This window comes from Micromonospora sp. NPDC007230 (assembly GCF_042869115.1).
In the GTDB taxonomy this organism is placed as follows: domain Bacteria; phylum Actinomycetota; class Actinomycetes; order Mycobacteriales; family Micromonosporaceae; genus Micromonospora.
In genome coordinates this window covers 108,567-132,462 of record NZ_JBIAFE010000022.1, presented here as the reverse complement: position 1 = coordinate 132,462, position 23,896 = coordinate 108,567, and the positions used below count along the sequence as shown (strand labels likewise).

Sequence of the window (23,896 nt, the reverse complement as noted above, 5' to 3'; positions counted from 1 at the left end):
GTCTGGTGGTTCACCAGCCGGGCACATCCTCTTCGGGGGCGGCGATGGCCGCCCCCGAAGTGTGTCCGGGCTGGCCGGGAGGGTCGACCACGGCGACGCCGGCCCGGATCGCGCCGGCCCGGGCGGGGCGTCGCGCCAGGTGGGCGGACCTGGCGACAGCCCGGCTGGACGAGACGCCCCGGCACCCGCAGGCCCACCTCGGGTGGAGCGGGACTGAGCGTCGACGCAACGATCCGACGCCGCCGGAGCACCAGACGCAACGATCCGACGCCGAACGCAACTTCTCGCGGTGGATGTCGCCGGCCTGCGGCGCATAACGTTGAACCACGGCGCCAGCCCGTGGGCCGACGGTGGCCGGGCGCGCCCGACCCCTGGGAGCACGACATGACGATGGACGCCACCCGCCAGCGCTTTCTGATGTGCCGGCCGACGTACTTCGCGGTCGACTACGCGATCAACCCGTGGATGGATCCGACCGCGCCGGTCGACGCCGACCTCGCGATCCGGCAGTGGGAGCAGCTCCGCCAGACCTACGTCGACCTGGGCCACGAGGTCGAGCTGATCGACCCGGTCGCGGGCCTGCCGGACATGGTCTTCGCCGCCAACGGCGGCACCGTGATCGACGGCAAGGCCATGGCGGTGCAGTTCCGTGACCCGCAGCGGGCCGACGAGGCCCCCGCCTACCGGGCCTGGTTCGAGGCCGCCGGCTTCGAGATGTACGACCCGAAGCACGTCAACGAGGGCGAGGGCGACATCCTGCTGGTCGGCGACCACCTGCTCGCCGGCACCGGGTTCCGCACCGCGCACGCCTCGCACGCCCAGCTCCAGGAGGTCTTCGGCTACCCGGTGATCACCATGCAGCTGGTGGACCCGCGCTTCTACCACCTGGACACCGCGCTCACCGTGCTCGACGAGCGGACCGTCGCGTACCTGCCGGAGGCGTTCTCGCCGGGCAGCCGGGCGGTGCTGCGCCGGCTCTTCCCGGACGCCATCCACGCCACCATGGCCGACGCCGAGGTGCTCGGGCTGAACGCGGTCAGCGACGGCCGGCACGTGGTGCTGCCCGCCCAGGCCACCGACCTCGCCGCCAAGCTGCGCGACCGGGGCTACCAGACCATCGGGATCGACCTGTCCGAGCTGCGCAAGGCCGGCGGCGGACCGAAGTGCTGCACGTTGCGACTCCGTCAGGGAAAGGCAGACAAGTGATCATCGACGACATGCTGCGGACGCCGTCCGCCGTACGGGACGCGGAGCGCCACACGGCGCACAACTACCACCCGCTGCCCGTGGTGATCTCGTCCGCCGAGGGCGCCTGGCTGACCGACGTGGACGGGCGCCGCTACCTGGACTGCCTGGCCGGCTACTCGGCGCTGAACTTCGGTCACCGGCACCCGAAGCTGATCGAGGCCGCGCACGCGCAGCTCGACCGGCTCACGCTGACCAGCCGGGCGTTCATCCACGACCAGTTCGCCGACTTCTGCCGGGAGCTGGCCGAGCTGTGCGGCAAGGAGCTGGTCCTGCCGATGAACACCGGCGCGGAGGCGGTGGAGACCGGCATCAAGGTCGCCCGCAAGTGGGGCTACCAGGTCAAGGGCGTGACCCCGGGCCAGGCGAACATCGTGGTCGCCGAGGGGAACTTCCACGGCCGGACCACCACGATCGTCAGCTTCTCCACCGACGAGGACGCGCGCGCCGACTTCGGGCCGTACACCCCGGGCTTCACGGTCGTCCCCTACGGCGACCTGGACGCGCTGACCGCCGCGATCGACGAGAACACGGTCGCCGTGCTGCTCGAACCGATCCAGGGCGAGCAGGGTGTCGTGGTGCCGCCGGAGGGCTACCTGCCGGGCGTCCGCCGGGTCTGCACCGAGCGGAACGTCCTGTTCATCGCCGACGAGATCCAGTCGGGTCTGGGGCGTACCGGCGCGACGTTCGCCTGCGACCACGAGGGTGTCGTCCCGGACATGTACCTGCTGGGCAAGGCGCTCGGCGGCGGCATCGTGCCGGTCTCCGCGGTGGCCGCGAACACCGACGTCCTCGGCGTGCTCAAGCCGGGTCAGCACGGCTCGACGTTCGGCGGCAACCCGCTGGCCTGCGCCGTCGCCACCGAGGTGGTCCGGCTGCTCGCCACCGGCGAGTTCCAGCGGCGCTCGGCCGAGCTGGGCGAACGGCTGCACGCCGGCCTGCGTGGCCTGATCGGCAAGGGCCTGGTCGCCGTCCGGGGCCGGGGCCTCTGGGCCGGCCTGGACATCGACCCGGCGCTGATGACCGGCCGGCAGGCCTGCGAGCGGCTGATGGAGCGGGGCGTCCTGGCCAAGGACACCCACGGCTCGACCATCCGGCTCGCCCCGCCGCTGGTGATCACCGAGGAGGAGATCGACCACGCGGTGGCCCAGCTCGCCGCCGTGCTGGCGGGCTGACCCCCGTACGCGAAGGGCGCCGGGACCGCGATGGTCCCGGCGTCCTTCGTCGTCGGCCTCAGGGACGCGGCAGGCGCATCGCCATGGTGGGGGCCTCCGCCATCACCGAGGTGGGGCTGAACTTCGCGTCGCTGGGCAGCTCGTCGGCGCGACCGACCTGCACGCCCGGATAGAGCTCGACGATGTCGCCCTCACCCAGCACCCGGGACTGCTGCGGGGCCAGCGCGATCCGGTCCGACTCGGCCATCGAGCCGCCCGGCCGTACGCCCGAGCCGTTGGTGCTGGTGTCGGTGACGATCAGCTCGCCTCGACCAGCCCGCAGCTCGAACCGGACGTGGCTGCGGCTGATCCAGCGCCGCGCCTCATCGTTGAGCCACTGGCCGAGCACGATCCCGCCGGACGAGTCCGGCGCCCGCCCGACCAGCACCGGCTGGGCCTCAGTGAGCACGAACCGCCGCCGGACCAGCCCGCCGATGCGTACCGCCAGCACCTCCGTCCGCGGCCGCGGCCCGGCGTCGCCGAGCCGGACGCCGTGCCGGGGGCAGGTCGGCACCCCGTTGCGCAGCGTGGGCGGGGGCTGGCCGGCCGGGGCGCGGTCCACCCGGGCCAGGTCGGCGAAGGCCCCGCCGCCCCCACCGCCGCCGAAGAGCGCGCACCCGGGCTCGGGGCAGCGCCACTGCCGGGCCAGCAACTTCGCGCCCACCGGTGAGCGGCTGCCGGCAGCCGGGCTCTGCCCGCCGCCGACGTGCGCGATGAACACCGGGCCACCGGCGCCGGGCACCGGTGCGAGCACCCTTCCTGCCTGCCCGAGCCACGGGTAGCGGCCGCTCAGGCCGTCGAAGCGGCCCCGGCTGAGCACGGGCAGCCCGAGCAGGTCGGCCACCTCCAGCACCCGGTCGCCGGGGTGGTCCAGCACCTCCACCAGACCGTCGTCCGCCCAGCGCCGCACCACCATCCGCTCGTTGGAGGTCAGGTCCGCGTCGGAGAGCAGGGCCCGGTGCACGATGGCGTAGACCGGGACGCTGTCCTCCCCCAGCTGCTGGGACAGGGCGTCGATCACCATGCCGAGCCGCAGCAGGCTGGCCGGCCGGCCGCCGTCCAGGTTCTGCCAGCGGATCACCTCGGCCAGGTCCACCACGGCCCGGGCCAGTGCGGGGTCGGTGCAGACCCGCCCCTCGATGGCGTCGAGCACCTTGCTGATCTCGAATCTCATGCCGCGCTCCGGGCCATGTCGTCGATCCGCCGGGTCGGGGCCAGCAGCCCCGCCTCGGCTGCCACCGCCTCGGCGGTGAGCACGTCTGCCATGCGACGACCCTACCGGCAGCGCTGATCGGGGCCAGTCGACGCACGCCAGAAATCGAACTTGGCCAGTCGGTGGCGGCGGCTAGGCTGACCGCCGGCCCGGCGGGCGCCGGGCCGGCCACCCTTTGTTGAGGAGAAGACCACGATGAAGATGCGACGGCTGGCGACCACGGGGGTCGCGCTGGTCGCCGTGCTCGGTCTCGGACTGACCGGCTGCGGCGGCCGAGACGGGTCAACCGGTCGCGGCACCGCCACGGCCTCCACCAGCTCGACGCCGGACCCGACGGGCGAACTGACCGCCGCCGTCCGGCGGCTCAACGAGCAGAGCATGCGGGTCGAGGTCACCTCGTCGATGCTCACCGCCAGCGGGGTGGTGGACCCGACAACCCGCGCCATGGACGTCACCCTGAGCCTCGGCGACCTCGGCGAGGTGCACTGCCTGGCGATCGGCGACGACGCCTACGTGAAGCTGAGCGGGGCGCTCGGCACGCAGTTGGGCGGGGCGAAGAAGTGGCTGCACATGGACGCCGGCAAGCTCTCCGGGGGGCAGCTGGGCCTGATGCCGGCCGACGACCCGGGCGGGGTGAAGAAGCTGCTGTCGGCCGTGGTCGACGTGCGGCGCACCGGTGACCGGTCCTACGCCGGCACGCTCGACTACACCCGCACGGGGGCCGACCCGAAGTCGCTGGCGGCGGCGGGCGACAAGGCCAAGGCGGTCCCGTTCACCGCGGCCGCGGACGAGCAGGGCCGGCTCACCGCCTTCGAGATGGACATGGCCGCGATCGACCCGGCGCTCGGCAAGATGACCGTCAGCTACCGCGACTTCGGGATGCCGGTTCAGCTGAGCAAGCCCCCGGCGGCCGACACCGAGGAGGCTCCGGCGGAGCTCGCCCGGGCCTTCACCGGCGGTTCCTGAGCGGGTACCGGGCGGAGGCCGCCGCCTCCGCCCGGCACGGTCCCGCTCAGCCGGCCCGCAGCGGGCGGCCGACCTCGTGCAGGTGACCCAGGGCCTGCCGGTACGACTCGATCAGCCCGGTCTCGACGTACGGGATGCCCTGCTCGGCGCAGTACGCCCGGACGATCGGCTGGGCCCGCCGCAGGTTGGCCCGGGGCATGTTCGGGAAGAGATGGTGCTCGATCTGGTAGTTGAGCGCCCCCAGCGCCACGTCCACGAACCGGCCGCCCCGCACGTTGCGCGAGGTGAGCACCTGCTTACGCAGGAAGTCGAGGTCGTCGTCGGCGGTGGGCATCGGCATGCCCTTGTGGTTCGGGGCGAACGCGCAGCCCATGTAGAGCCCCCAGAGCCCCTGGTGGACGGCGACGAAGAGCAGCGCCTTACCCGGCGACATCACCGCGAACAGCAGGCCGAGGTAGCCGACGGCGTGCGCGACGAGCAGCAGGCCCTCGACCGCGCGGTGCCGCACCGGGGTGCGCCACCGGCCGTCCGGCTCCCGGCCGACCAGCGCCTGGACGCTCGCCACGTGCAGCGCCAGACCTTCGAGCAGCAGCAGCGGGAAGAACAGCCACGCCTGCCGCCGGGCCAGCCACCGGCCCAGCCCCCGGGTCGCCGCCGCCTGCTCGTACGTCCAGACCAGCGCGCCCGCCCCGACGTCCGGGTCCTCGTCCTCGTGGTTCGGGTTGGCGTGGTGGCGGTTGTGCTTGTCCACCCACCAGCCGTAGCTCAGCCCGACCGCGAGGTTGCCGGCGATCAGGCCGGCAGACTCGCTCGGGCCGCGCCGGCGGAACATCTGCCGGTGGCCGGCGTCGTGCCCGAGGAACGCCACCTGGGTGGTGGCCACCGCCATCCCGGCCGCCAGCAGCAGCTGCACCCAGGAGTCACCGACCGCGGCCACCAGCACCCAACCGGCCACGAAGGCACCCAGGGTGAGCCCGATCCGGGCCGCGTACCAGGCCGGTCGGCGATCGAACAGGCCCGCCTCGGCGACCCGCCGGGACAGCCGCGCGTATTCGCTGCCCCGCCGGGCCGGTGGTGCCGTCAATGCTGAGGTCATGCCGTTCCCCGCTCCTCGGTCGGTACGTCACACCGGGCGGCGCGACCCTCCGTAACCAAGCATGCCTTGATCGACTGCGCTGGGTAATCCAGCCAGCCCCCCAGCCCTCGGTGGTGCTACCCCTACCCCATCCGGCCCACCACGGCCCGCAGCCGGGCCAGGTCGCGCCGGCGGCGCTCGTACGTCGCGGCGAGGGCGATCAGCGCCAGGCCGCCCAGGCCCAGGTAGATCCACCGGGGCAGCAGGTCCCAGCCCCGGGCCAGCTCGTGCAGCGCCAGCGGGACCAGGGTGACCGCGCCGAGCACGACCGGCGCCTGCCAGCGCCGGACCGCCCCGCCGAGCACCACGCCGAGCGCGACGACGCCGAGCGCCAGCCGGCGCCACGGCTGCGGGTCCGGCGCGGCCAGCACCGACACCAGGCTGGGCAGCAGCGCCGCCGCCAGCCCCGGGCCGAGCGCCAGCCAGCTGTTCAGGCCCGGCCGGGTGCGCAGCGCCACCAGGCCCGCGCCGAGGGCCAGCGCCGCCGCCGGCACGGTGTACGCCTCCAGCACCGCCACCCCGCCGGCGGCGAGCAGCAGCCAGCCGCCGAGCAGTTCGCTGCCGCCCGCGACACCGGCGAGGACCCACCGTCGGCCGGCCGGCTCGTCCCGCCGGAGCACCCGTACCGCCACGACCGCGCCCCACAGCGCGCAGACCGCCGCCGCGTGCCGCAGCGCACCGGTGGTGAGCAGCAGCGCCAGCAGGGCCACCGCGTGCGCCGCCACCTCCACCGCCAGCGCGGCCCGTGGGGTTGCCGTCGCGGGGCGGAGCAGCGGGCCGGCGTGCAGGGCCGCCGCCGCCACGGCCAGGACCGCGAAGGCGGCGGTACGCAGCGGCAGCCCGCCGGCCAGCGACGCGGTCACCGCGAACCCGGTGGCCGCCGCCAGGGCCGACAGCCGGCCGGCGAGCTGGATCCCGTCCGCCCGGCCGACCGCGCCCACGACCGCCGCCGCGACGACCAGCGCGCCCAGCCCGGCGAGCGTCCCGGCCCGGGTGGCGAGCAGCCCGCCCAGCCCGGGCACGGTGAGCGCCAGCCCGAGCGGCACGGTGACCGGCAGCAGCGCCCAGCGCGGCGCGGCGAGCGCCGCCACCAGCAGCGTGGCCAGCCCCGCCCCGAACGTCAGCGCGGGGACCACCGGCCAGGGCGCGCCGGTCGCCGCCAGCAGCACCGGCAGGGCGACCGCGCCGAACGGGAGCGCGGCCAGCGTGGGCAGCCGTCGCCCGCCACTCGGACTCCGGCTCGGCTGACGGCCATAATTCGGCCTCCGCGCCGCTAGGCGGCGCTCCGGACCGAATGAAGGCCGGTCCGGGCCGGCGCCGCGATCTGGAGCCGTCGCGGCGCGGGCGTACGCGGCGGCGGCCGTGCCGAGCAGCAGCAGCGCCAAGCCGGCGGGCACCGCGCCAGGCACCGGCCCGCTGGCGGGCACTCCGGACCAGGGCCGGACCGGCAACTCCAGGAGCACCCGCAGGACCGCCGGGGCGGCCGCGAGCAGCGCCAGGCCGGCCAGTCCGGCGCCGACCACCCGCGGGGCGACCGCCGGCCGGGCCGCCCCACCGGCGGCCACCGCCAGCAGCACGCCCGCCGCGGCGTAGAACGACACCCGCTCGGCGCCCGGTACGACCAGTGGGGCGACCCCGACCGAGGCGAGCGCGACGGCGAAGCCGGCCGAGGCGTACCCGTGCAGGTCGGGCCAGTGTCGGCGGACCGCGAGGACGGCGACCACGAGCAGCACGACGGCGCCCGACGCACCGCGCAGCCGCCACCAGGGCGCCGCGCCGAAGCCGAGCAGCGCGACCGCCACCGCCGCCGGTACGGCCAGCAGCGCACCGCCGAGCGCCACCCCGGCGACGGTCGGCTGGGCCCCCTCGCCCCGGCGACCCCGCGCCGCGCCCGCCACGCCGACGATCGCCAGGACCGCGAAGACCGTTCCCGCGCCGGCCGGGTCGGCGCAGCCGACCAGCAGGGCGTGGCCGAGGAGGACCGCCGCCGCCAGGGCGGGGACCAGCACCGTCGGGTACCGGCGGCGCGGCCGGTATACCGCGCCGAGCAGCAGCGCGGTGGCCGCCACCAGATCGAGGGTCACCACCAGCGGCCAGGGGGTGGCCACGGCGGCCGGCCCGGCGAGCACCGCCAGCGCGCCGCCGACGGCCCCCACCACCGGCCGCGCGGACGGGGGCACCAGCAGCACCACCGCCCCGGCGGTGAGCAGCACGGCCACCGGCAGCTGCCAGCCCCACGACGGGGCCGGGACCGGCTCGGCGCCCTGCCAGGCCGGGAACGCGGCGAGCACGCCGGCCCCGGCGACGAGCCCGGTGAGGATTGTGGTGACCTGCCCCGCCCCGGCCGCCACCACCAACGCGCCCACCCGCGGCCCGGTACGCAGCCGCTGCGGCACCGCCCGCACGGCCCCGGCCAGCCCGGCCGCCAGCAGCCCGGCCGCCACCAGCAGCAGCCCCGGGTGCAGCGCGGCGACCGGCCGGATCAGTACGGTGGCCAGCACCGGCACCAGCAGCCCGGCGGCGATCGCCCGGTACGTCCGGCCACCGGCCGCCAGCGCGCCGGTCAGCAGGGCGAGCGCCACCACCAGCAACGGACCACCGGCCAGCAGCGGAGTGCCGGCCACCCGCCCCAGCCCGAGCGGGATCAGCGCGCAGCCGGCCGCGACGGCCAGCGCGACCCCGTGCCCGATCCAGCCCAGCGCCCAGCCGGCCGCCACCGCCGCCGAGCCACCGGCGGGCACCGGCACGGAACGCGGGCCCACCCGGGGACCGGCCGGCGCCGGACCGGGCGGCACGGCCCCCGGGGCGACGACGCCGGTGGGCGCGGCGGCCGGCCCCCCGCCGGCCGCCGCTTCCCCGTGCGGACCGAAGTGGACCGGCCCCCCGCCGGCCACCCCGCCCCGCCCCGGGTCACCGCCACTGGCCGACGTCGCGCCGTCCGACGGCAGCGCGACGTGGGCCCGCGGAACCCGGTTCCGCAGGGCGATCACCACCACGAGATCGCCCAACGCCACCCCGGTGAACACCAGCGCCCAGCCGGCGGCGGACGGCTCGGCGGCCACCGCGGCCAGCGGCAGCACGGGCTGCGCGGTCAGCAGCGCCGCGAACCACGGCACGGTGAGCCGGCTGAGCCGCGCGTACCCGGCCGCGACCGCCGCGCCGATCCCCCCGACCAGCGCCGGGTAGCGGCTTCCGGGCCAGCCCGCCACCCCGAGCAGGTCCACCGACCAGGCGGCGTACCCGTCGAGGAGCACCAGCAGCAGCCCCACCGCGGCGAACGTCTCGGCGGTGCCGCGCAGCCCGCGCCGCCGGGCCACCAGCGGGGCAGCGAGGGCGAGCGCGGTGCAGCCGAGGAGGATCACCGCCCGCCCGGCGACCCCGAACGTGGCCCAGGCGACCGCCGTGAACACCACCGCCGCGGTGCCGAGCAGCAGTCCACCGAGGACGAACAGCAGGCCCTGCACGGTCCGGGTGGAGGTCTCCGCCCCGCCGGGCCGGACCGGGACGGCCGGCGGCGCGGGCAGCGGTGGCAGCGGCCCGACCGGGCGCGGTGCCGGGATCTCCCGACGGATCCGGGCGGCCAACTCCGCCCGGTGCTGCCGGGCGGCGCCGAGCCGGGTCGCCAGCTCCTGGTACGCGACCCGGGCCCGCTCCACCTGCGGCGTCAGCGCGGCGATCTCCCGGTCCAGCCGCACCACCTCGGCGGCCGGCGGGTACGGCGGACGACCGCAGCCGGGGCAGCCGGAGGCGAGATCGGCGGGGGCGCCGCAGCCGGGGCAGGGGTAGCCGGTGTTCTCCACCCGGCCAGCATCGTGACCGGCGGTCCGGCCGGACAGAGTAGGCGTACTCAGGGACGGGTGTGTTGGTGCACCCAGGCCGTGTAGTCCGGGTTGCCGCTCTCCACCCGGGTCACCAGGATCTCCGGCACCTCGTACGGGTGGTTGGCGCGGAGCTGGTCGATCAGCGCGTCCACCCGGTCCGGCGCGGTCTTGAGCTGCACCGACCACTCGGCGGTGGTCTGGATCGCGGACTGCCACCAGTAGGTGCTGTCCACCTGTCCGCTCACCTGGGCGCACGCCGCCAGGCGTCCGGCGACGGCCGCGGCCGCCAGGACGTCCGCGACCGCCCGCGCGTCCACCACCGTCGTCACCACGCAGATCTGCTCCACGAGCGCACCATACGTGGCCGCCCGCGTCACCGAGGGTTTGCTGCGCCCGCCACCCCGTCCCGGTTGGCCGCGATCCACCGGTCGATCCGCGACCACCAGTCGAAGAGCCAGTCGATGCGTTCCTGCCGCCCCACCGGGATGTCCTCCGGCGGCACCGACCAGAACCGCATCACGATCCGCTTGTCCATCGGCAGCTCCCGCCACACGTCGGTCACGGTGAGCATCCGGTCCAGTCCGGTGTGGGCGACGAAGACGACCCCGGCGTCCGGGGCGGCCTCCAGGGCGGCGAGCAGCCCACCCGGCTGCGGGGCGAGCACGTGCTGCATCCGTTCGGCGCGCGACGCCATCCGGTCCAGTCCGAGCGCCCGCAGCCGGGAGATGGCCCGCAGCCGCCGGCTCGGGGTGAAGTTGCCGCCCTCCGGGAAGATCACGAACGCGTCGTCGTCGTCCAGGTCGGCGGCGAGGTGGCCGATCTGCTCGAGCATCGTCTCCCGGCCGTCCGCCCCGGGCGCGATGAACCGGTTGGGCAGCCGGTTGAGCAGGACGTCGATCGCCGGGTCCCACTGGAGGGTCGCCTTGAGCACGATCCGGGGCTCCCGGTGGAACCAGTTCACCAGCGCGTGGATCAGGATGAACGAGTCACCGGGCCCGGCGTGCCGGCAGAGCACCAGCTCGGGGCGGCCGGGCAGGGCGGTGTCCGGGTCGGCGCCGACCACGTCGATGCGCAGCCGCAGCGCCCAGCGGGCCTGCCAGAACAGCACCCGCAGGAAGTGGCCGGCGAGCAGGTAGTGCGCCCGCTGGAAGGCCGGCGAGCGCTTGCGCGCCCCGAAGCCGGCGGCCACCCAGAGCACGAACAGGGCGAGCAGCGCGGCCGCGTCCCAGACCAGGTAGACGGTGACGATCCAGAGCAGCCGCAGCGGTCGCAGCCGCCCCGGCACCAGCGGCGAGGCGGCCAGCGCCAGCAACGCCCAGGCCGGCAGCGTGGTCAGCACCGTGACCGCGAGCAGCACCACGCCGGGGGCCAGCAGCAACCGGCGTACCCACCGCGGGGGCAGCGGCATCAGCGCTCCAGTCGGGTGTCCAGGTAGCGGCGGGAGGCGGTGTACGCGCGGCTGATCCGCCGCCCCACCGCCGCCATGTCCCGGTACGCCCACGGGGTGTCGTCGCGCGGCTCCAGCCCGCCGGTGGGCAGCACGTGCACCTCCACCCCTTCGGGCAGCGCCGCCATCTCCCGGGCGAACCGGTGCCGGCGGGCGATCTCGAAGGCCACCTGAGCGATCTCCCAGGGCCGGCGGGGCGGGCTGAGCGCCCGCTCGATCCGGCCCACCTGGAGCACGAAGATCTGCTTCGCGCCGAGGGCGACCGCCTCCCCGACCGGGATGGAGTTCACCACCCCGCCGTCGATGTAGTGCTGGCCGTCGATCTCCTTCGGCGGCAGCAGCCCGGGCACCGAGGCGGAGGCGAGCACCGCCGGCACCACCGGCCCGCTGTGGAACCAGTGCTCGGCGGCCCGCTCGATGTTCGCCGCGCAGCAGCGGAAGGGGACCTTGAGGTCGGCGAAGGTGGTGTCCTCGCCGAGTTCGCTCTCCAGCAGCCGGCGCAACGGCCGGGGTGAGTGCAGGTGCCGACGGGCGGCGAAGCGGCGCAGTTGCCGGGCGACGGAGTCCCCGTACACCTCGCTGGCCTCGGGCGAGGCCCAGAGCCGGACCAGCCGGTCGGTGACGGCCTCGCTCGGGTCGGCGGCGACCAGGGCGCCGTTGACCGCGCCGATCGAGGTGCCGAGCACCAGATCGGGCCGGATCCGGGCACGGAACAGGGCGCGCAGCATGCCGACCTCGACCGCGCCGAGCACTCCACCACCGCCGAGCACGAACGCCACCGGACCCCCTGCCATGGCGTTCATCCTGGCACGAGGCGGAAAGGCGGCCGGCCGGAGCCGCCCCGCGTGACCCGCGCGGTCACCCGGCGTGAGAAGGGCCGCGCGCCGCGCGACCAGGGACCGGACAGCCGTTGACACGCCGGACACATTCCCGCAACCTGATAGCGCTCCCAAGCCCAGGCAGGTGCGAGGTGAAGGCGTCACTGCACGCCGGCACGATGCTGGCCCGCAGGTATCGGCTCATCGACCAGATCGGGGCCGGTGGCATGTCGGTGATCTGGCGGGCCCGGGACGAGGTGCTCGACCGGATCGTCGCGGTGAAGGTGCTCGCCCCGGCGCTCGCCGCCGACGCCCGGTTCCGGGGCCTGGTCCGCGAGGAGGCCCGGTCCGCCGCCCAGCTCGTGCACCCGCACGTCACCGCCGTGCACGACTACGGCGAGACGGTGGCACCCGACGGCACCATCACCTCGTTCGTGGTGATGGAGCTGCTCGGCGGCGAGGGGCTGGAGCACCGGCTCACCGCGGGGCCGCTGCCCTGGGCGGAGGCGATGGAGGTCGGCGCCCAGGTGGCCGAGGCGCTGGCGGCGGCGCACCGGCTCGGCATCGTCCACCGGGACATCACCCCGGCGAACGTGATGCTGACCCAGGTCGGCGCGAAGGTGCTCGACTTCGGCATCGCCACCCGGATCGGCGCGCCGGACGAGGACGAGGACGGCGGCACCTTCGGCACCCCCGCGTACGTGGCACCGGAGCGGCTGGACGGCGCCCCGGCCCAACCGGCCACCGACGTCTACTCGCTGGGCGTGCTGCTCTTCGAGACGCTGAGCGGCCAGGTGCCGTACCCGGCGGACACCTGGGAGCAGCTCGGCGCGGCGCTGGCCGAGGACGCCCCGCCGGCGCTGGACGTACCCGGTCTGCCGTCCCCGGTCGCGGAGATCTGCCTGCGGTGCCTGGCCCGCGACCCACGGCGGCGGCCCACCGCGCATCAGGTGGCGGCCGCGCTGCGGGACCAGCTCCGGCCCGCCGGCCCGCAGGCCGCCACCGTGCTGGGCCCGACCATGGCGCTCCCCACCCCGGCGCAGCCGCAGCCCGACCCGGCCCCCGCCGGCCGGCCGGGCGCGAACGCCAGCGACCCGGCCGGGCCCCGCCGGGCGGTCGACCGTCGCTGGTCGGGCAGGCTCCTGGCGGCTGGCGGGGTGCTGGTCGGCGGTGCCGCGCTGCTGGTGCCCGCCCTGGTCCCGGACCGGGAACCCATGCCTCGGGTACTGCCGAGCGCCGGGCCGGTGGTGCCCTCGGCGGCGCCGTCGACCGGCGGCACGGCGGAAACTCCAGCACCCCCGAGCCCGACCCGGCCGGCCCCCGCGACCAGCACCGTGCCCGTGCTGCCACCGGCCGGCAGCCTGGTCGACGTCGCGGGCCGGGTGGACGGTCTGATCGAGGCCGGGCTGGTGGCCGGCCAGATCCGCGACGACGTCGGCGTCGACCTGCGCAACCTGCTGCGCAACGCCACCGCCGCCAGCGGCGAGGGCGCATTGACCGCCGCGGTGGACCGGCTCCGCGCGAAGATCGGCGAGCGCCAGCGCGAGGGCAGCATCAGCCCGGGGTACGCCCGCCAGCTCGACGCCGCCGCGGCGGAGCTGGTCGCGGCCCGCGCCTGACGGCGAGCCCCCGGCCGGGGCGGGTGCGGCGGCCGCTCGCCGCCGACCGACCGGTCATCCCGCGGCGACCGGAGCGGTCTCCGGCTGGCCGGTCCGCACGGCGGCGGCGACGAACCGGCGGTACACCGACTCGTAGCCGAGCGCCATCCGCTCCGCCGAGAAGTTCTCCGCGACGTGCGCCACGCAGTCGGTCGGGTCCAGCAGGTTCGAGTCGCGCAGCGCCGCCGGCAGCTCGTCGGGGTGTTCGCAGAGCAGCCCGGTCAGCCCGGGCCGGACCAGTTCCGGCACCGCGCCCCGGCGCAGCGCCACCACCGGCGTACCGGTCGCCATCGCCTCCAGCATTGCCATGCCGAACGGCTCCTCCCACTGGATCGGCATGATCAGGCAGCGGGCGTCCAGCAGCAGTTGCAGGGTGGCCTCCCGGTCGGCGTTCAGCACCAGACTGACGTCGTCGTCCAGCAGCGGCTCCACCACCTGCTCGAAGTAGCGGCGTTCGGCCGGCTCGTTGCACTTGCCGGCCAGGGTGAGCGGCAGCCCGGCCGCCCGGCAGGCGCGAATCGCCACGTCGGGCCCCTTGTCCGGGCTGAACCGGGCCAGCCACAGCACCGGCCCCTCGCCCGGGGTCCGCTTGCGCGGGAAGTCCCGCAGCGGCATCGCGTTGTGCACCGTGCCCACCCAGGGCAGCCCCGGGTTCGCCCGGCGCTGCGCGTGCGAGATCGCCACCAGGCCCACCCCCTCGTCGACGATGCCGAGCATGGTGCCGAACTCCCCCACCGGGTTGCCGTGCACGGTGGCCACGGTGGGCACCGACCGCCGGCCGGCGACCAGCGGGCCGATCGTGGTGTGGTCGTGGACGACGTCGAAGTCGGCCGGGTCCACCAGGCGGTTGACCTGAGCGAGGTGGGCCAGTTCGGGCAGCGACTCGCCCAGCCGGTCGTACTGGAGGTCCTCGCAGGTGGAGACGAACTCGGCGGCGGTGCCGTGGTCCCGGCCGGCGCCGAAGACGGTGACCCGGTGCCCCTGGTCGACCAGGCCGTTCACCAGCCCGGTCACCACCTGCTCCACGCCGCCGTAGCCGGGCGGCGGCAGCGACAGCCACGGCGGCACCACCATCGCGATCCGCAACGGCCGCCCCCGGGCCGGGTCCGGCTGATGATTCACGGCCACGAGTCCTCCCGATGGTCCCTGGCATCCGTGATCGGCGTCGCTTTCCCACCCGGATCGGCGGCAAACGGGCTCAGGCGGCCACCACGATCCGGTCGTGCACCTCGCGTACGCCGGGCATGGTCCAGGCCGCGCGTTCCGCCTCCTCCCGCTGCCACCAGGAGCGGACCACCCCGTCGAGCACCACGGTGTCCCCGGTGACCCCGACCCTGATCCGTTCCGTGCCGGTCCGTCGGAGCAGCACCCGTTGCAGGTCCCGCCGGTTCTGCTCGTCGCTGGACGGGGCCGGCGGACGGACCTCGATCAGGTTGGTGACCCCGCGTACGCCACGCAGCCGGCGCAGTTCCCGCTCGGCGGTACGCCGCTGGAAGCCGTACTCCACCTCGCCGCGGAGCATGACCCAGCCGTTGGCGACGGTCACGTCCAGCCGGTCGGCGGGGACGAAGCTGTCCCACTCCAGCGCCCGGCTGGCCGCGATGGCGATGTCGGCGTCGGTACGCTCCTCCGCGGCGGGCAGCCGTACCTCGAGGTCGCTGGCGACCGCCCGGACCCCGCGTACCCGGTGCGCGCAGCGCTCCGCCGCCCAGCGCCGGGCGTAGCTGTCCACCTGACCGGTGAGCGTCACCACCCCGTCGGCGACGGTCACGCCGATCTCGGTCGGCTGGGTCTGCGCGTCCCAGTCCAGCTCCGCGAGCACGTCCCGCTGGATCTCCTGGTCGGTACGGACGGCGGTCGTGGTCGTCATGACGTCCCCTCCCGTGCGGTTCCCGGTGCGTCGAGGGTGCCGCCGGACGGGGTGAGCCCGGCTCACCCGGGGCGGGTGAGCGCAGGAAAATGGGCGGCGGGTGACGGAGCCAACCCCCTTGACTCCGGCACCCGCCGCCCGCGGAGGAGGCAGGTCTGTTGGTTAGGACGACTCGGCGAGCGTCACGGTTGCGTTCTGCGTCGAACCGTTGCGCTTGAACTCCACCTGGACGCGGTCGCCGACCTTGCCCGCCTGGACGGCGCCGACCAGATCGTTCGAGTCGTTGATCACCTTGTCACCGAACTTGGTGATCACGTCACCCCGCTGGATCCCGGCCTTCTCGGCCGCGCTGCCCGGGGTGACCGAGGCGACCATGGCGCCACCGGCCTCGGCGGCGTTCACGCTGACGCCGAGCGACGGGTGGCTGACCTTCTCGCCGCGCTGGAGCTTCTCGGCGACGTCCTTGGCCTTGTTGCTCGGGATGGCGAAGCCGACACCGATGTTGCCGTTGCTGCCCTGCCCGGCGGTGGCGATGGCGGTGTTGATGCCGATCACCTCGCCCCGGGTGTTGACCAGTGCGCCGCCGGAGTTGCCCGGGTTGATCGGGGCGTCGGTCTGCAGCAGGCCGGAGATCGAGCTGGCGCCCTGCCGCGGGTCCATCTGCTGGCCGCCCTCGCCGGCCTGGATGGTGCGGTCGCGGGCGCTCAGGATGCCGGCGGTCACCGAACCCTGGAGGCCGAGGGGGCTGCCCAGGGCGAGCACCTGGTCACCGACCTGCATGGCGTCGCTGTCGCCGAACTTGGCCGCCTTCAGGTCGCTGACCCCGCTGGCCTTGACCACCGCGAGGTCGGTCTTCGGGTCGGTGCCGACGATCTTCGCCTGCGCGTTCTTGCCGTCGGCGAAGACCACCTTCACCGTGTCGCCACTGGCGGAGGCGACCACGTGGTTGTTGGTCAGCACGTACCCGTCGGCGCTGAGGATCACCCCGGAGCCCTCACCGCTGCCCGTCATGATCGTGACGATGCTGTCCTGGACGGAGGCCGCGATCTTCGGCAGGTCGGCGCTGTTGATCACGGGCGCGGCCGAGTAGGTACGGGTGATGGTGTTCCCGTCGTTCAGGGCGAGCGCGAGCGCCCCACCGGCCACCCCGGAGCCGAGCATCAGCGCCAGGCCCAGGGCGGCGGCACCGATGAACTTCCCGGCCCGGCTCGGCCGCGGCGCCGGCTGGGGCGCTCCCCACGGCAGGCCCGGCTGACCGGCCTGGTGCGGCTGCGCACCCGGGTACGGCTGGTGCGCCTGACCGGCCTGGTGCGGCTGCACGCCCGGGTACGGCTGGTGCTGCTGGTACGGCGGGACCGGCCCGCCGGCGTGCGGGGAGTAGTGCGGCCCGGCCCAGCCGCCCTGCTGCTGACCGCCGGCCCACGGGCTGGGCTGCTGCGGCTGCCCCGAGGTGGGGTACGACGGCGCCGACACCGGTGCGTATGGGCTGGCCGGTGGGTCGGTGCGACCGGGGTCGGCGGCCGGCGCGTCGAAACGACCGGCGTCGACGGTCGGCACGCCGGGGCGACCAGCGTCGGCGGCCGGCGCGTCGGAGCGACCGGCGTCGACGGCGGCCAGGGTTCCGGCGGCCGGGGAGTCGGCCGGAACCGGCGCGGCGGCCGGGGTGACGGTGGAGTCCGGGTGCCCGCTCTCGGCACGGGGCAGCTCGGCGGTGGGGTGCGACGGCTCGGCGTCGGCGGGAGCCGGCGACCGCTGCGGATCGGTCTCGTGGTCGGTCATGGATCCACCTTCCCCCCTGGCACTGCGACCAGCCTGGAACGTGCCTGAATGTTCTCTGAAAGTCACTCGCCGGACTCGGGTGACTGCGGCAGCAGCGGCAACTTCACCCGGAAGGTGGCCCCGCCGCCCGGCGTCTCGGCCACCTCGACCGTGCCGTGGTGCGCCGCCACCAGCGCGGCGACGATGGCCAGCCCGAGCCCGGTGCTGATCGGCCCGCCGGCCCGGCGGGTCCGCGCCGCGTCCACCCGGTAGAACCGCTCGAACACCCGCTCGGCCTGCTCCGGGGTGAGCCCCGGACCGGTGTCCGCCACCTCCACCACGGCCAGGTTGCCCGGCTCGACGCGCAGCCGCAGCGTCACCGAGGCGTCCGTCGGGGTGTGGGTGAGCGCATTGGTCATCAGGTTGCCGATCACCTGCCGCAGCCGGGCGTCGTCGCCCAGCACCACGAGCGGACCGGCACCGGGCTCGATCTCCAGCTCGATCCGGCGCTCCGGGTCCACCGCCCGGGCCGCCTGCACCGCGTCGGAGGCCAGCACCGGCAACTCGACCGGGGCCAGGGCGATCGGCCGCTCCCGGTCCATCCGGGCGAGCAGCAGCAGGTCCTCCACCAGCAGCCCCATCCGGGCCGCCTCGTCCTCGATCCGGCGCAGCAGGCCGGCCGTCTCCTCGGGCTGGCGGGCCGCACCCTGCCGGTACAGCTCGGCGAAGCCGCGGATGGTGGTCAGCGGGGTACGCAGCTCGTGCGAGGCGTCCGCGATGAACTGCCGCATCCGCTCCTCGGAGCGGCGGGCCCGCGCCTCGGACGCCTGCGCCGCCGCGGCGGCGTCCCGGGCGCTGACCTCGGCACTGCGCGCCGCCGCCTCGGACGCGGCCCGGGCCGTGAAGGCGGCCTCGATCTGGGCGAGCATCGCGTTCAGCGCCCGGGAGAGCCGGCCCAGCTCGGAGGTCGGCACGGCTCGGCCCTCCTCCGGGTCCGGCACCCGTCGGGTCAGGTCACCGCCGGCGATGGCCGCCGCGGTCCGCTCGATCTCCACCAGCGGCTTGAGACTGGTACGCACGATCCCCGCACCCACCGACGCCATGATGATCAACACGGCGCCACCAACCAGCAGGTCTATCCAGACGAGTTGCTTGACCGCCACGTCGATGTCGACCATGTTCTGCCCGACCGCGATGTAGTTGTCCGGAGTCACCTGCTTGATCACGACCCGCCAACGCAGGTGCTTGTCTGCGGCCTCCGTGGTGAAGGCGCCATGGCCGGCATGCTTTTGGTACCAGCTGAGCTGGGTCAGGGAGCCCGGCAGGTCGTCCCGGGCGAAGGACTTGTCATGGCGAAGGTCGCCCAGGCCCGTGCTGCGGTTGGCGATGACCACCATGTAGTCGGTCGGCAGGGTGTTGTCGGTGGTGTCGACGGGCAACGCCTCCTCGACCTGGCCGAGATAGGAGTTGAGCTGGTCGTCGGCCCGGCTCACCAGGTAGCTCTGCAAGAAGAAGGCGGTAAGTGCGCTGATCACCACGAGTGCCGCCGCCACCAGGGCAAGGACCGAGGCGACCAGCTTCACCCGCAGCGGGACGCTGCGCAGCCGGCCCTTCGCGTCGTGGACGAGGTTCACGCCGCCGGCTTACGCAGCACGTAGCCGACCCCGCGCAGGGTGTGGATGAGCCGGGGCTCGGTGTTGTCGACCTTGCGCCGCAGGTAGGAGATGTAGGACTCGACGATGTTGTCGTCGCCCCGGAAGTCGTAGTTCCAGACGTGGTCGAGGATCTGCGCCTTGGAGAGCACCCGGTTGGCGTTGAGCATCAGGTAGCGCAGCAGCTTGAACTCGGTCGGCGAGAGCTGCACCCGCTGGCCGGCCCGGTGGACCTCGTGGGTCTCCTCGTCCAGCTCCAGGTCGGCGAAGGTGAGCCGGGACGGGGCGTGCTCGCCCGTGGCGGTACGCCGCAGCACGGCCCGGATCCGGGCGGTCAGCTCCTCCAGGCTGAACGGCTTGGTGACGTAGTCGTCGCCGCCCAGGGTCAGCCCCCGGATCTTGTCGTCGGTGGCGTCCCGCGCGGTCAGAAAGACCACCGGGGTCCGCGTGCCGCCCTCGCGGAGCATCCGGATCACCTCGAAGCCGTCCAGGTCGGGCAGCATCACGTCGAGCACGACCAGGTCGGGCCGGTGGTCCTTGGCGGCGTTCAGCGCAGCGCTGCCGCTGGTCGCGGTGGCGACGTCGAAGCCCGCGAAGCGCAGGCTCGCGGAGAGCAGTTCGAGGATGTTGGGATCATCCTCGACGACCAGCAGTCGGGCCTCGGTCTGGGTAGCCACCATGGCCCCCATCATCCGCGCTCTGCCTGCGGCGGTGCTGGGTGGATGCTGGAAACAACCTGTGAGCCGACCCGCCCCGGTGACGGCTCAGCGGAGCAGCCGGCGCAGCCCGTCCAGCGCGCCGTCGAGCAGCCGGATCGCCGTCCGCAGCTGGGTGTCGGTGAGCCGCCCGGCGCGGACCAGCGCGCCGACCTCGACGGTGAACTCCGCCAGCCGCTGGTCGAACTCGGCGAGCAGCGGCGACTCGCCGGGCGCGCGCGGGCCACCGTCGGCGGCGGGCCGGGTGGGCGGCGGCTCCCAGTGCGTGCGCCGGGTCTGCCGGGCCGCCTCGCGCAGCTCCCGCTTGAGGTCGCGCACCGAGCCGCGCACCTCGGTGCGGATCTCGCCGGCCAGGGCGGAGAGGTCCTCGACGGAGGCGCTGATGTCCGATTCCAGGGCGGCCAGCTCGTCGGCGCGCTGCCGCAGCTCGGCGCGGCCCGCCTCGGTGATCTCGTACACCTTCCGGCCACCCGCGGCGGTGTGGGTGACCAGCCCTTCGACCTCCAGCCGTTGCAGGCGGGGGTAGATGGTGCCGGCGCTGGGCGCGTAGAGGCCGAGGAAGCGGTCCTCCAGCAGGCGGATCAGCTCGTAGCCGTGCTTCGGGCCGTCGTCGAGGAGCTTGAGCAGGTAGAGCCGGAGCCGCCCGTGACTGAACACGGCGGTCACGGCAGCTCCTCCAGGTCGTCGGCGTCCTCGACGGGCCGGGCGAGCAGGGCGATGCTGCCGGAGGTCGCGGACGCCCAGAGCTTACCGCCGCCCGTGCCCAGCACCCCGTGGCTGTCCTTCATCGCGCCGAGCCCGCCGCGACCGCGCACCTGCGGGAAGCCACTGGTGATCCGGCCGGAGACGGTGTGCAGGTCGACGGTGAGGTCGCTGTCCTCCCGGACCCGGACGGTGATGCTGCCGGAGATCGCGCTGAGCCGGATCTCGCTGCCCCGGGGGTTGTCCAGGTCGCAGGTGATCGAGCCGGAGACGGTGTGCGCGTGCACCCGACCGGGTGCGCTCTCGGCGAGGATCACCTCGCCGGAGACCGTCTCCAGGGAGAGGTCGCCGGCGACGCCGAGCGCCTCCACCGGCCCGGAGGTGACCTTGGCGGTGGTCCGGCCACGCAGCCCCATCAGGGTGATCTGGCCGGAGGTGACGTCGACCTGGGTGTCCCGGCGCAGGCCGGAGACGACCAGCGAGCCGTCCACCAGCCGCAGGTCGGCGAGCACGTCGGCCGGTACGGCGACGGAGACCTCGGCCCGGAACCGGCGGCCGAGCTGGCCGAGCCACCAGAGGAACCCGGGCCAACGCGGGTGTCGCTCGTGCCCGACGAACAGGCGTCCGTCGCGATGCTCCACGATGACCGGCCGGCGGCTGACCCGGGTGACGTCGATCCGGGCCGGACCGTCGGTGGCGACCACGTTGAGCCGGCCGGTGACCAGCCGCACGTCGAGCCGGGTGACCGGCCCGTCCAGGGTGAGCCGCTGCGGGCTGTCGACCGTCCAGCTGGCCATGGTGTCCTCCCCTCGGTGACGTGCCGACCCACGGCACGTCGAGTGACAGGAGGAGCATAACGCGATACATCGCGACTGAACAAGATAGTGTCGCGACTCTGTCAGGCGGCCCGGTCCAGCGCCACCTCCCGGGCGTCGAGCCCCGCGCCGGCCGCCGCGGCCGTCCCGGCCCCGGCGACGAGACCGGGCCCGGCCAGCACCGCGAGACCGCGGCCGGGCAGCGCCGCCGCTCCGACGGGCGCCGGCAGGAGGCCACCCAACGGGGCGGCCCGGCCGAGGGCCACCGGCCGGGCCGGCGTCAGGTGGACCGCCGACTCGGCGGCGCGGGCCAGCAGCCGCCGGTCCGCGTCCTGGGCCGGGTGCAACGCGGCGGCCACCACCACCGACACGGTCAGGTCCCGGGCGGCGAGCACCCGGCGCACCGATGCCCAGAGCGTCTCCTCGCCGAGGAACGCGGCCAGGGTGGTCGGGTCGCCGGCGTACCGGTAGTCGATGCGGAGCGGGACGACCGGCGCGCCGGCGTCCACGGCGGCCTGGAACATGGCCGGCCGGAACCCGCCTCGCGGCCGGCAGCCGGCGGCCTCGCCGCACCAGGTCGTGCCCTCGGGGAAGACCGCCACCGGAGTCCCGGCGCGCAGCGCGGCGGCCACCCGGCCGACGGTGGCGGGCAGGTCGCGCGGTCGCGACCGGTCCACGAAGACCGCGCCGGCCGCGGCGGCCAGCGGGCCCACCACCGGCCAGTCCCGGACCTCCCGCTTGGCGAGCATCCGGGCCGGGGCGACCGCGAACACCGCGAGGATGTCCAGCCAGGAGACGTGGTTGGCGACCAGCAGAGCCGGTCGGCGCGGCGCCCGGCCGCGGACCACCAGCCGCACGCCGAGGGCGCGCAGCGTCCCCCGGGCCCAGCCGCGCAGCGCGGCCTGCCGGTCCCGGGCGGGCAGCACCGGCAGCAGCACGGCCAGCCCGACCCCGGCCAGGAGCATCCCGACCACGCCGAACAGCCGGGCCACCCGGCGCGGGCGCGACACGGTGGACCCGGTGGCGGCGGGCAGGCACCACGACCCGCAGCCCGAGGTCGGCCGCCACAGCTCCGCGGCGGTCACGAGGTCCCCTCGCCCAGGAAGTGGCGCAGGTAGCGGGGGTTCATCCGGTCCAGCGAGAGCAGTACGTAGAAGTCGGCGCAGTCGAAGTCCGGGTCGTACGCCGGCTCGCCGCAGATCCAGGCGCCGAGCCGCAGGTATCCGCGGAGCAGCGGCGGGACCAGCGCGTGGCGCCCGGCCGGCGACAACTCCAGCCCGGCGCGCCTGTCGCCGCGCTGCGACCTGGAGCCGTCGGCCGTCAGGGTGGCCGGGTCGACGGCGGCCGGCGCCTCGGCGAACCACGGACGGCGGGGCGCGACCCGCAGCGGCGGCGGGGCGAGGTGGCGGGCGGTGGCCTGGGCCCAGACCTCGGCGACCGCCGTACCGCCGTCGGCCACCGGCACCGAGGCGCAGCCCCCGAGCCAGCGCGACCCGCGCAGGTGCAGGTAGCGGGCGATGCCGGCCCACATCAGGTTGATCACGGCGCCGGAGCGGTGGTCCGGGTGCACGCAGGAGCGGCCCGCCTCGACCAGGTCGTCCCGCAGCGGGGCGAGCGCGGTCAGGTCGAACTCGCCCTCGGCGTACCGGCGGTCCGTGCGGCCGGGCGGCAGCAGGCGGTACGTGCCGATCACCTCGTCGGTGCCCTCCCGCAGCACGACCAGGTGGTCGCAGTGGGCGTCGTACTCGTCGGTGTCGAGTCCGGCGGCCCCCGGCCGCAGGGTCGCGCCGAGTTCGGTGGCGAACACCTCGTGACGGAGGCGTTGGGCGGCCGCGACCAGCGCCGGGTCGTCGGCGATCAGCAGGGTGTATCCGCTGGTCGTGAGGGGTGCGCCAGCGGCGTGCAGAACAGCCATGGCTACCTGTGTAAGGGGCCCGGGTTGCCACCCCCGGGGACGAAGGGTGTCGATCCGGTGAACGCCAGCCCACCGCCTGCCACCAGGCGCACCGATCATGGCGTTGGCCGCACGTTTCGTCCGGTTCGTGACCGCCCACCTCATGATCGACGGGACGTGGCGGTGGGGCGGGTGGGGCGGCGTGGGAGGCTGCCGGGGGCGGGGTTGGCGAGGGGGCCTGCGGGCGGGGGCCGGGGGCAGGGTTGGAGGAATTGCATGATCATTGAGTCCCGCTTCCACGGGCCGGCCGGTTCGGGCAACGGCGGCTGGAGTGCCGGGGTTTTCGCGGCGGCGGTCGACGACCGGGGGCCGGTGGAGGTCACCCTGCGCAAGCCACCTCCGCTGGAGACCCCGCTGACCGCGGTGGACGGCGCGGTACGCGCCCCGGACGGCCAGGTGATCGCGCAGGTACGCCGGGTCGAGGACTTCAGCGCCGTGGTCCCGCCGGTGGACCGGCCCACCGCGGCGGCCGCCGCGAAGGCGTACCCGGGGCTGGTGGAGCACCCCTTCCCCGGCTGCTACGTCTGCGGCCCGGAGAACCCGGACGGGCTCCGGATCTTCCCGGGCCGGTTGCCGGACGGCCGGACCGCGGCGCCGTTCCGGGCCCCGGCCGAGGTGGTGCCCGCGACGGTCTGGGCGGCGCTGGACTGCCCCGGCGGCTGGGCGGTGATCGCGCCCGGCCGCCCGTACGTCCTGGGGCGGATCGCGGCGGTGGTCGCGGCGCTGCCGCGTCCCGGCGACGAATGCGTGGTGACCGGGGCGATGGTCGGCGGGGAGGGCCGCAAGGCCGAGGTCCACTCCAGCCTCTACGGCCCGGACGGCGCCCTGCTCGGGTACGCCCGCGCCACCTGGATCGCCCTGCCACCGGCCTGACTCATCCCTGGGGATGATCGCCTCCTGCCCCCGAGGGAG

Annotated in this window: 19 protein-coding genes and 1 pseudogene; 5 read left to right on the top strand and 15 right to left on the bottom strand. The window is 75.2% G+C overall.

Going from position 1 to position 23,896, the window contains the following annotated elements; translation table 11 throughout:
* Window positions 1-390: 390 nt before the first annotated feature.
* A complete protein-coding gene (ddaH, locus tag ACFYML_RS27135; RefSeq protein WP_187413458.1) occupies window positions 391-1,206 on the top strand; it encodes a dimethylargininase in 816 nt (271 codons plus the stop codon).
* Window positions 1,206-2,420, top strand: a complete 1,215-nt coding sequence (gene rocD / locus ACFYML_RS27130) for an ornithine--oxo-acid transaminase (protein WP_387423332.1) — start codon at window positions 1,206-1,208, stop codon at window positions 2,418-2,420. The genes ddaH and rocD overlap by 1 nt, the downstream gene beginning before the upstream one ends.
* 58 nt (window positions 2,421-2,478) lie before the next feature.
* Here the strand turns inward: rocD and ACFYML_RS27125 are convergent, their stop codons facing one another.
* On the bottom strand, window positions 2,479-3,633 hold the full coding sequence (locus tag ACFYML_RS27125) for an FHA domain-containing protein (RefSeq protein ID WP_387423315.1): 1,155 nt from the start codon (window positions 3,631-3,633) through the stop codon (window positions 2,479-2,481).
* Window positions 3,634-3,867: 234 nt separating this feature from the next.
* Here ACFYML_RS27125 and ACFYML_RS27120 point away from each other — a divergent pair, with 234 nt between their 5' ends.
* Window positions 3,868-4,638 (top strand): hypothetical protein, encoded by a 771-nt coding sequence (locus ACFYML_RS27120; protein ID WP_387423314.1) that lies wholly within the window; start codon window positions 3,868-3,870, stop codon window positions 4,636-4,638.
* A 46-nt stretch (window positions 4,639-4,684) separates the two neighbouring features.
* Here ACFYML_RS27120 and ACFYML_RS27115 read toward each other — a convergent pair whose 3' ends face one another.
* From ACFYML_RS27115 to ACFYML_RS27095, 5 genes are all read right to left on the bottom strand, one after another.
* Window positions 4,685-5,734, bottom strand: coding sequence for a fatty acid desaturase family protein (locus tag ACFYML_RS27115; protein ID WP_387423313.1), 1,050 nt, complete (start codon window positions 5,732-5,734; stop codon window positions 4,685-4,687).
* Window positions 5,735-5,856: 122 nt separating this feature from the next.
* A complete protein-coding gene (locus ACFYML_RS27110) occupies window positions 5,857-9,573 on the bottom strand; it encodes an SCO7613 C-terminal domain-containing membrane protein (RefSeq protein ID WP_387423312.1) in 3,717 nt (1,238 codons plus the stop codon).
* Between the two features lie 47 nt (window positions 9,574-9,620).
* The gene (gene cutA / locus ACFYML_RS27105; protein WP_357439995.1) at window positions 9,621-9,941 is read right to left on the bottom strand and encodes a divalent-cation tolerance protein CutA; all 321 of its coding nucleotides are present in this window, start codon (window positions 9,939-9,941) and stop codon (window positions 9,621-9,623) included.
* Between the two features lie 26 nt (window positions 9,942-9,967).
* Window positions 9,968-11,002, bottom strand: coding sequence for a 1-acyl-sn-glycerol-3-phosphate acyltransferase (locus ACFYML_RS27100; protein ID WP_387423311.1), 1,035 nt, complete (start codon window positions 11,000-11,002; stop codon window positions 9,968-9,970).
* The gene (locus ACFYML_RS27095; RefSeq protein ID WP_357439990.1) at window positions 11,002-11,835 is read right to left on the bottom strand and encodes a patatin-like phospholipase family protein; all 834 of its coding nucleotides are present in this window, start codon (window positions 11,833-11,835) and stop codon (window positions 11,002-11,004) included. The genes ACFYML_RS27100 and ACFYML_RS27095 overlap by 1 nt, the downstream gene beginning before the upstream one ends.
* 176 nt (window positions 11,836-12,011) lie before the next feature.
* Between ACFYML_RS27095 and ACFYML_RS27090 the strand changes: the two genes are divergently transcribed.
* Complete coding sequence (locus ACFYML_RS27090) at window positions 12,012-13,478, top strand: protein kinase (RefSeq protein WP_387423310.1); 1,467 nt, start codon at window positions 12,012-12,014, stop codon at window positions 13,476-13,478.
* A 54-nt stretch (window positions 13,479-13,532) separates the two neighbouring features.
* Here ACFYML_RS27090 and ACFYML_RS27085 read toward each other — a convergent pair whose 3' ends face one another.
* From ACFYML_RS27085 to ACFYML_RS27045, 9 genes and pseudogenes are all read right to left on the bottom strand, one after another.
* A complete protein-coding gene (locus ACFYML_RS27085) occupies window positions 13,533-14,645 on the bottom strand; it encodes a glycosyltransferase family 4 protein (RefSeq protein WP_387423309.1) in 1,113 nt (370 codons plus the stop codon).
* Between the two features lie 70 nt (window positions 14,646-14,715).
* Window positions 14,716-15,387 carry a BON domain-containing protein gene (locus tag ACFYML_RS27080; RefSeq protein WP_357439984.1) on the bottom strand — a complete coding sequence of 224 codons (672 nt, stop codon included), beginning with the start codon at window positions 15,385-15,387 and terminating at the stop codon, window positions 14,716-14,718.
* A 162-nt stretch (window positions 15,388-15,549) separates the two neighbouring features.
* A complete protein-coding gene (locus ACFYML_RS27075) occupies window positions 15,550-17,166 on the bottom strand; it encodes a trypsin-like peptidase domain-containing protein (protein ID WP_387423308.1) in 1,617 nt (538 codons plus the stop codon).
* A gap of 62 nt (window positions 17,167-17,228) precedes the next feature.
* Window positions 17,229-18,311: pseudogene (locus tag ACFYML_RS27070) on the bottom strand (ATP-binding protein); the annotation flags it as partial.
* 464 nt (window positions 18,312-18,775) lie between these two features.
* The gene (locus tag ACFYML_RS27065) at window positions 18,776-19,477 is read right to left on the bottom strand and encodes a response regulator transcription factor (RefSeq protein ID WP_357439976.1); all 702 of its coding nucleotides are present in this window, start codon (window positions 19,475-19,477) and stop codon (window positions 18,776-18,778) included.
* Window positions 19,478-19,561: 84 nt separating this feature from the next.
* Complete coding sequence (locus tag ACFYML_RS27060; protein WP_387423307.1) at window positions 19,562-20,179, bottom strand: PadR family transcriptional regulator; 618 nt, start codon at window positions 20,177-20,179, stop codon at window positions 19,562-19,564.
* Window positions 20,176-21,012: a DUF4097 domain-containing protein gene (locus tag ACFYML_RS27055; RefSeq protein ID WP_387423305.1), complete on the bottom strand. Its 837-nt coding sequence runs from the start codon at window positions 21,010-21,012 to the stop codon at window positions 20,176-20,178. Before ACFYML_RS27055 ends, ACFYML_RS27060 begins: the two co-directional genes overlap by 4 nt.
* A 101-nt stretch (window positions 21,013-21,113) precedes the next feature.
* Window positions 21,114-22,115: a lysophospholipid acyltransferase family protein gene (locus tag ACFYML_RS27050; RefSeq protein WP_387423304.1), complete on the bottom strand. Its 1,002-nt coding sequence runs from the start codon at window positions 22,113-22,115 to the stop codon at window positions 21,114-21,116.
* On the bottom strand, window positions 22,112-22,945 hold the full coding sequence (locus ACFYML_RS27045; protein ID WP_387423303.1) for a GNAT family N-acetyltransferase: 834 nt from the start codon (window positions 22,943-22,945) through the stop codon (window positions 22,112-22,114). Before ACFYML_RS27045 ends, ACFYML_RS27050 begins: the two co-directional genes overlap by 4 nt.
* Before the next feature lie 255 nt (window positions 22,946-23,200).
* Here ACFYML_RS27045 and ACFYML_RS27040 point away from each other — a divergent pair, with 255 nt between their 5' ends.
* Complete coding sequence (locus tag ACFYML_RS27040; RefSeq protein ID WP_387423302.1) at window positions 23,201-23,857, top strand: hypothetical protein; 657 nt, start codon at window positions 23,201-23,203, stop codon at window positions 23,855-23,857.
* The last annotated feature ends 39 nt before the right edge of the window (window positions 23,858-23,896 follow it).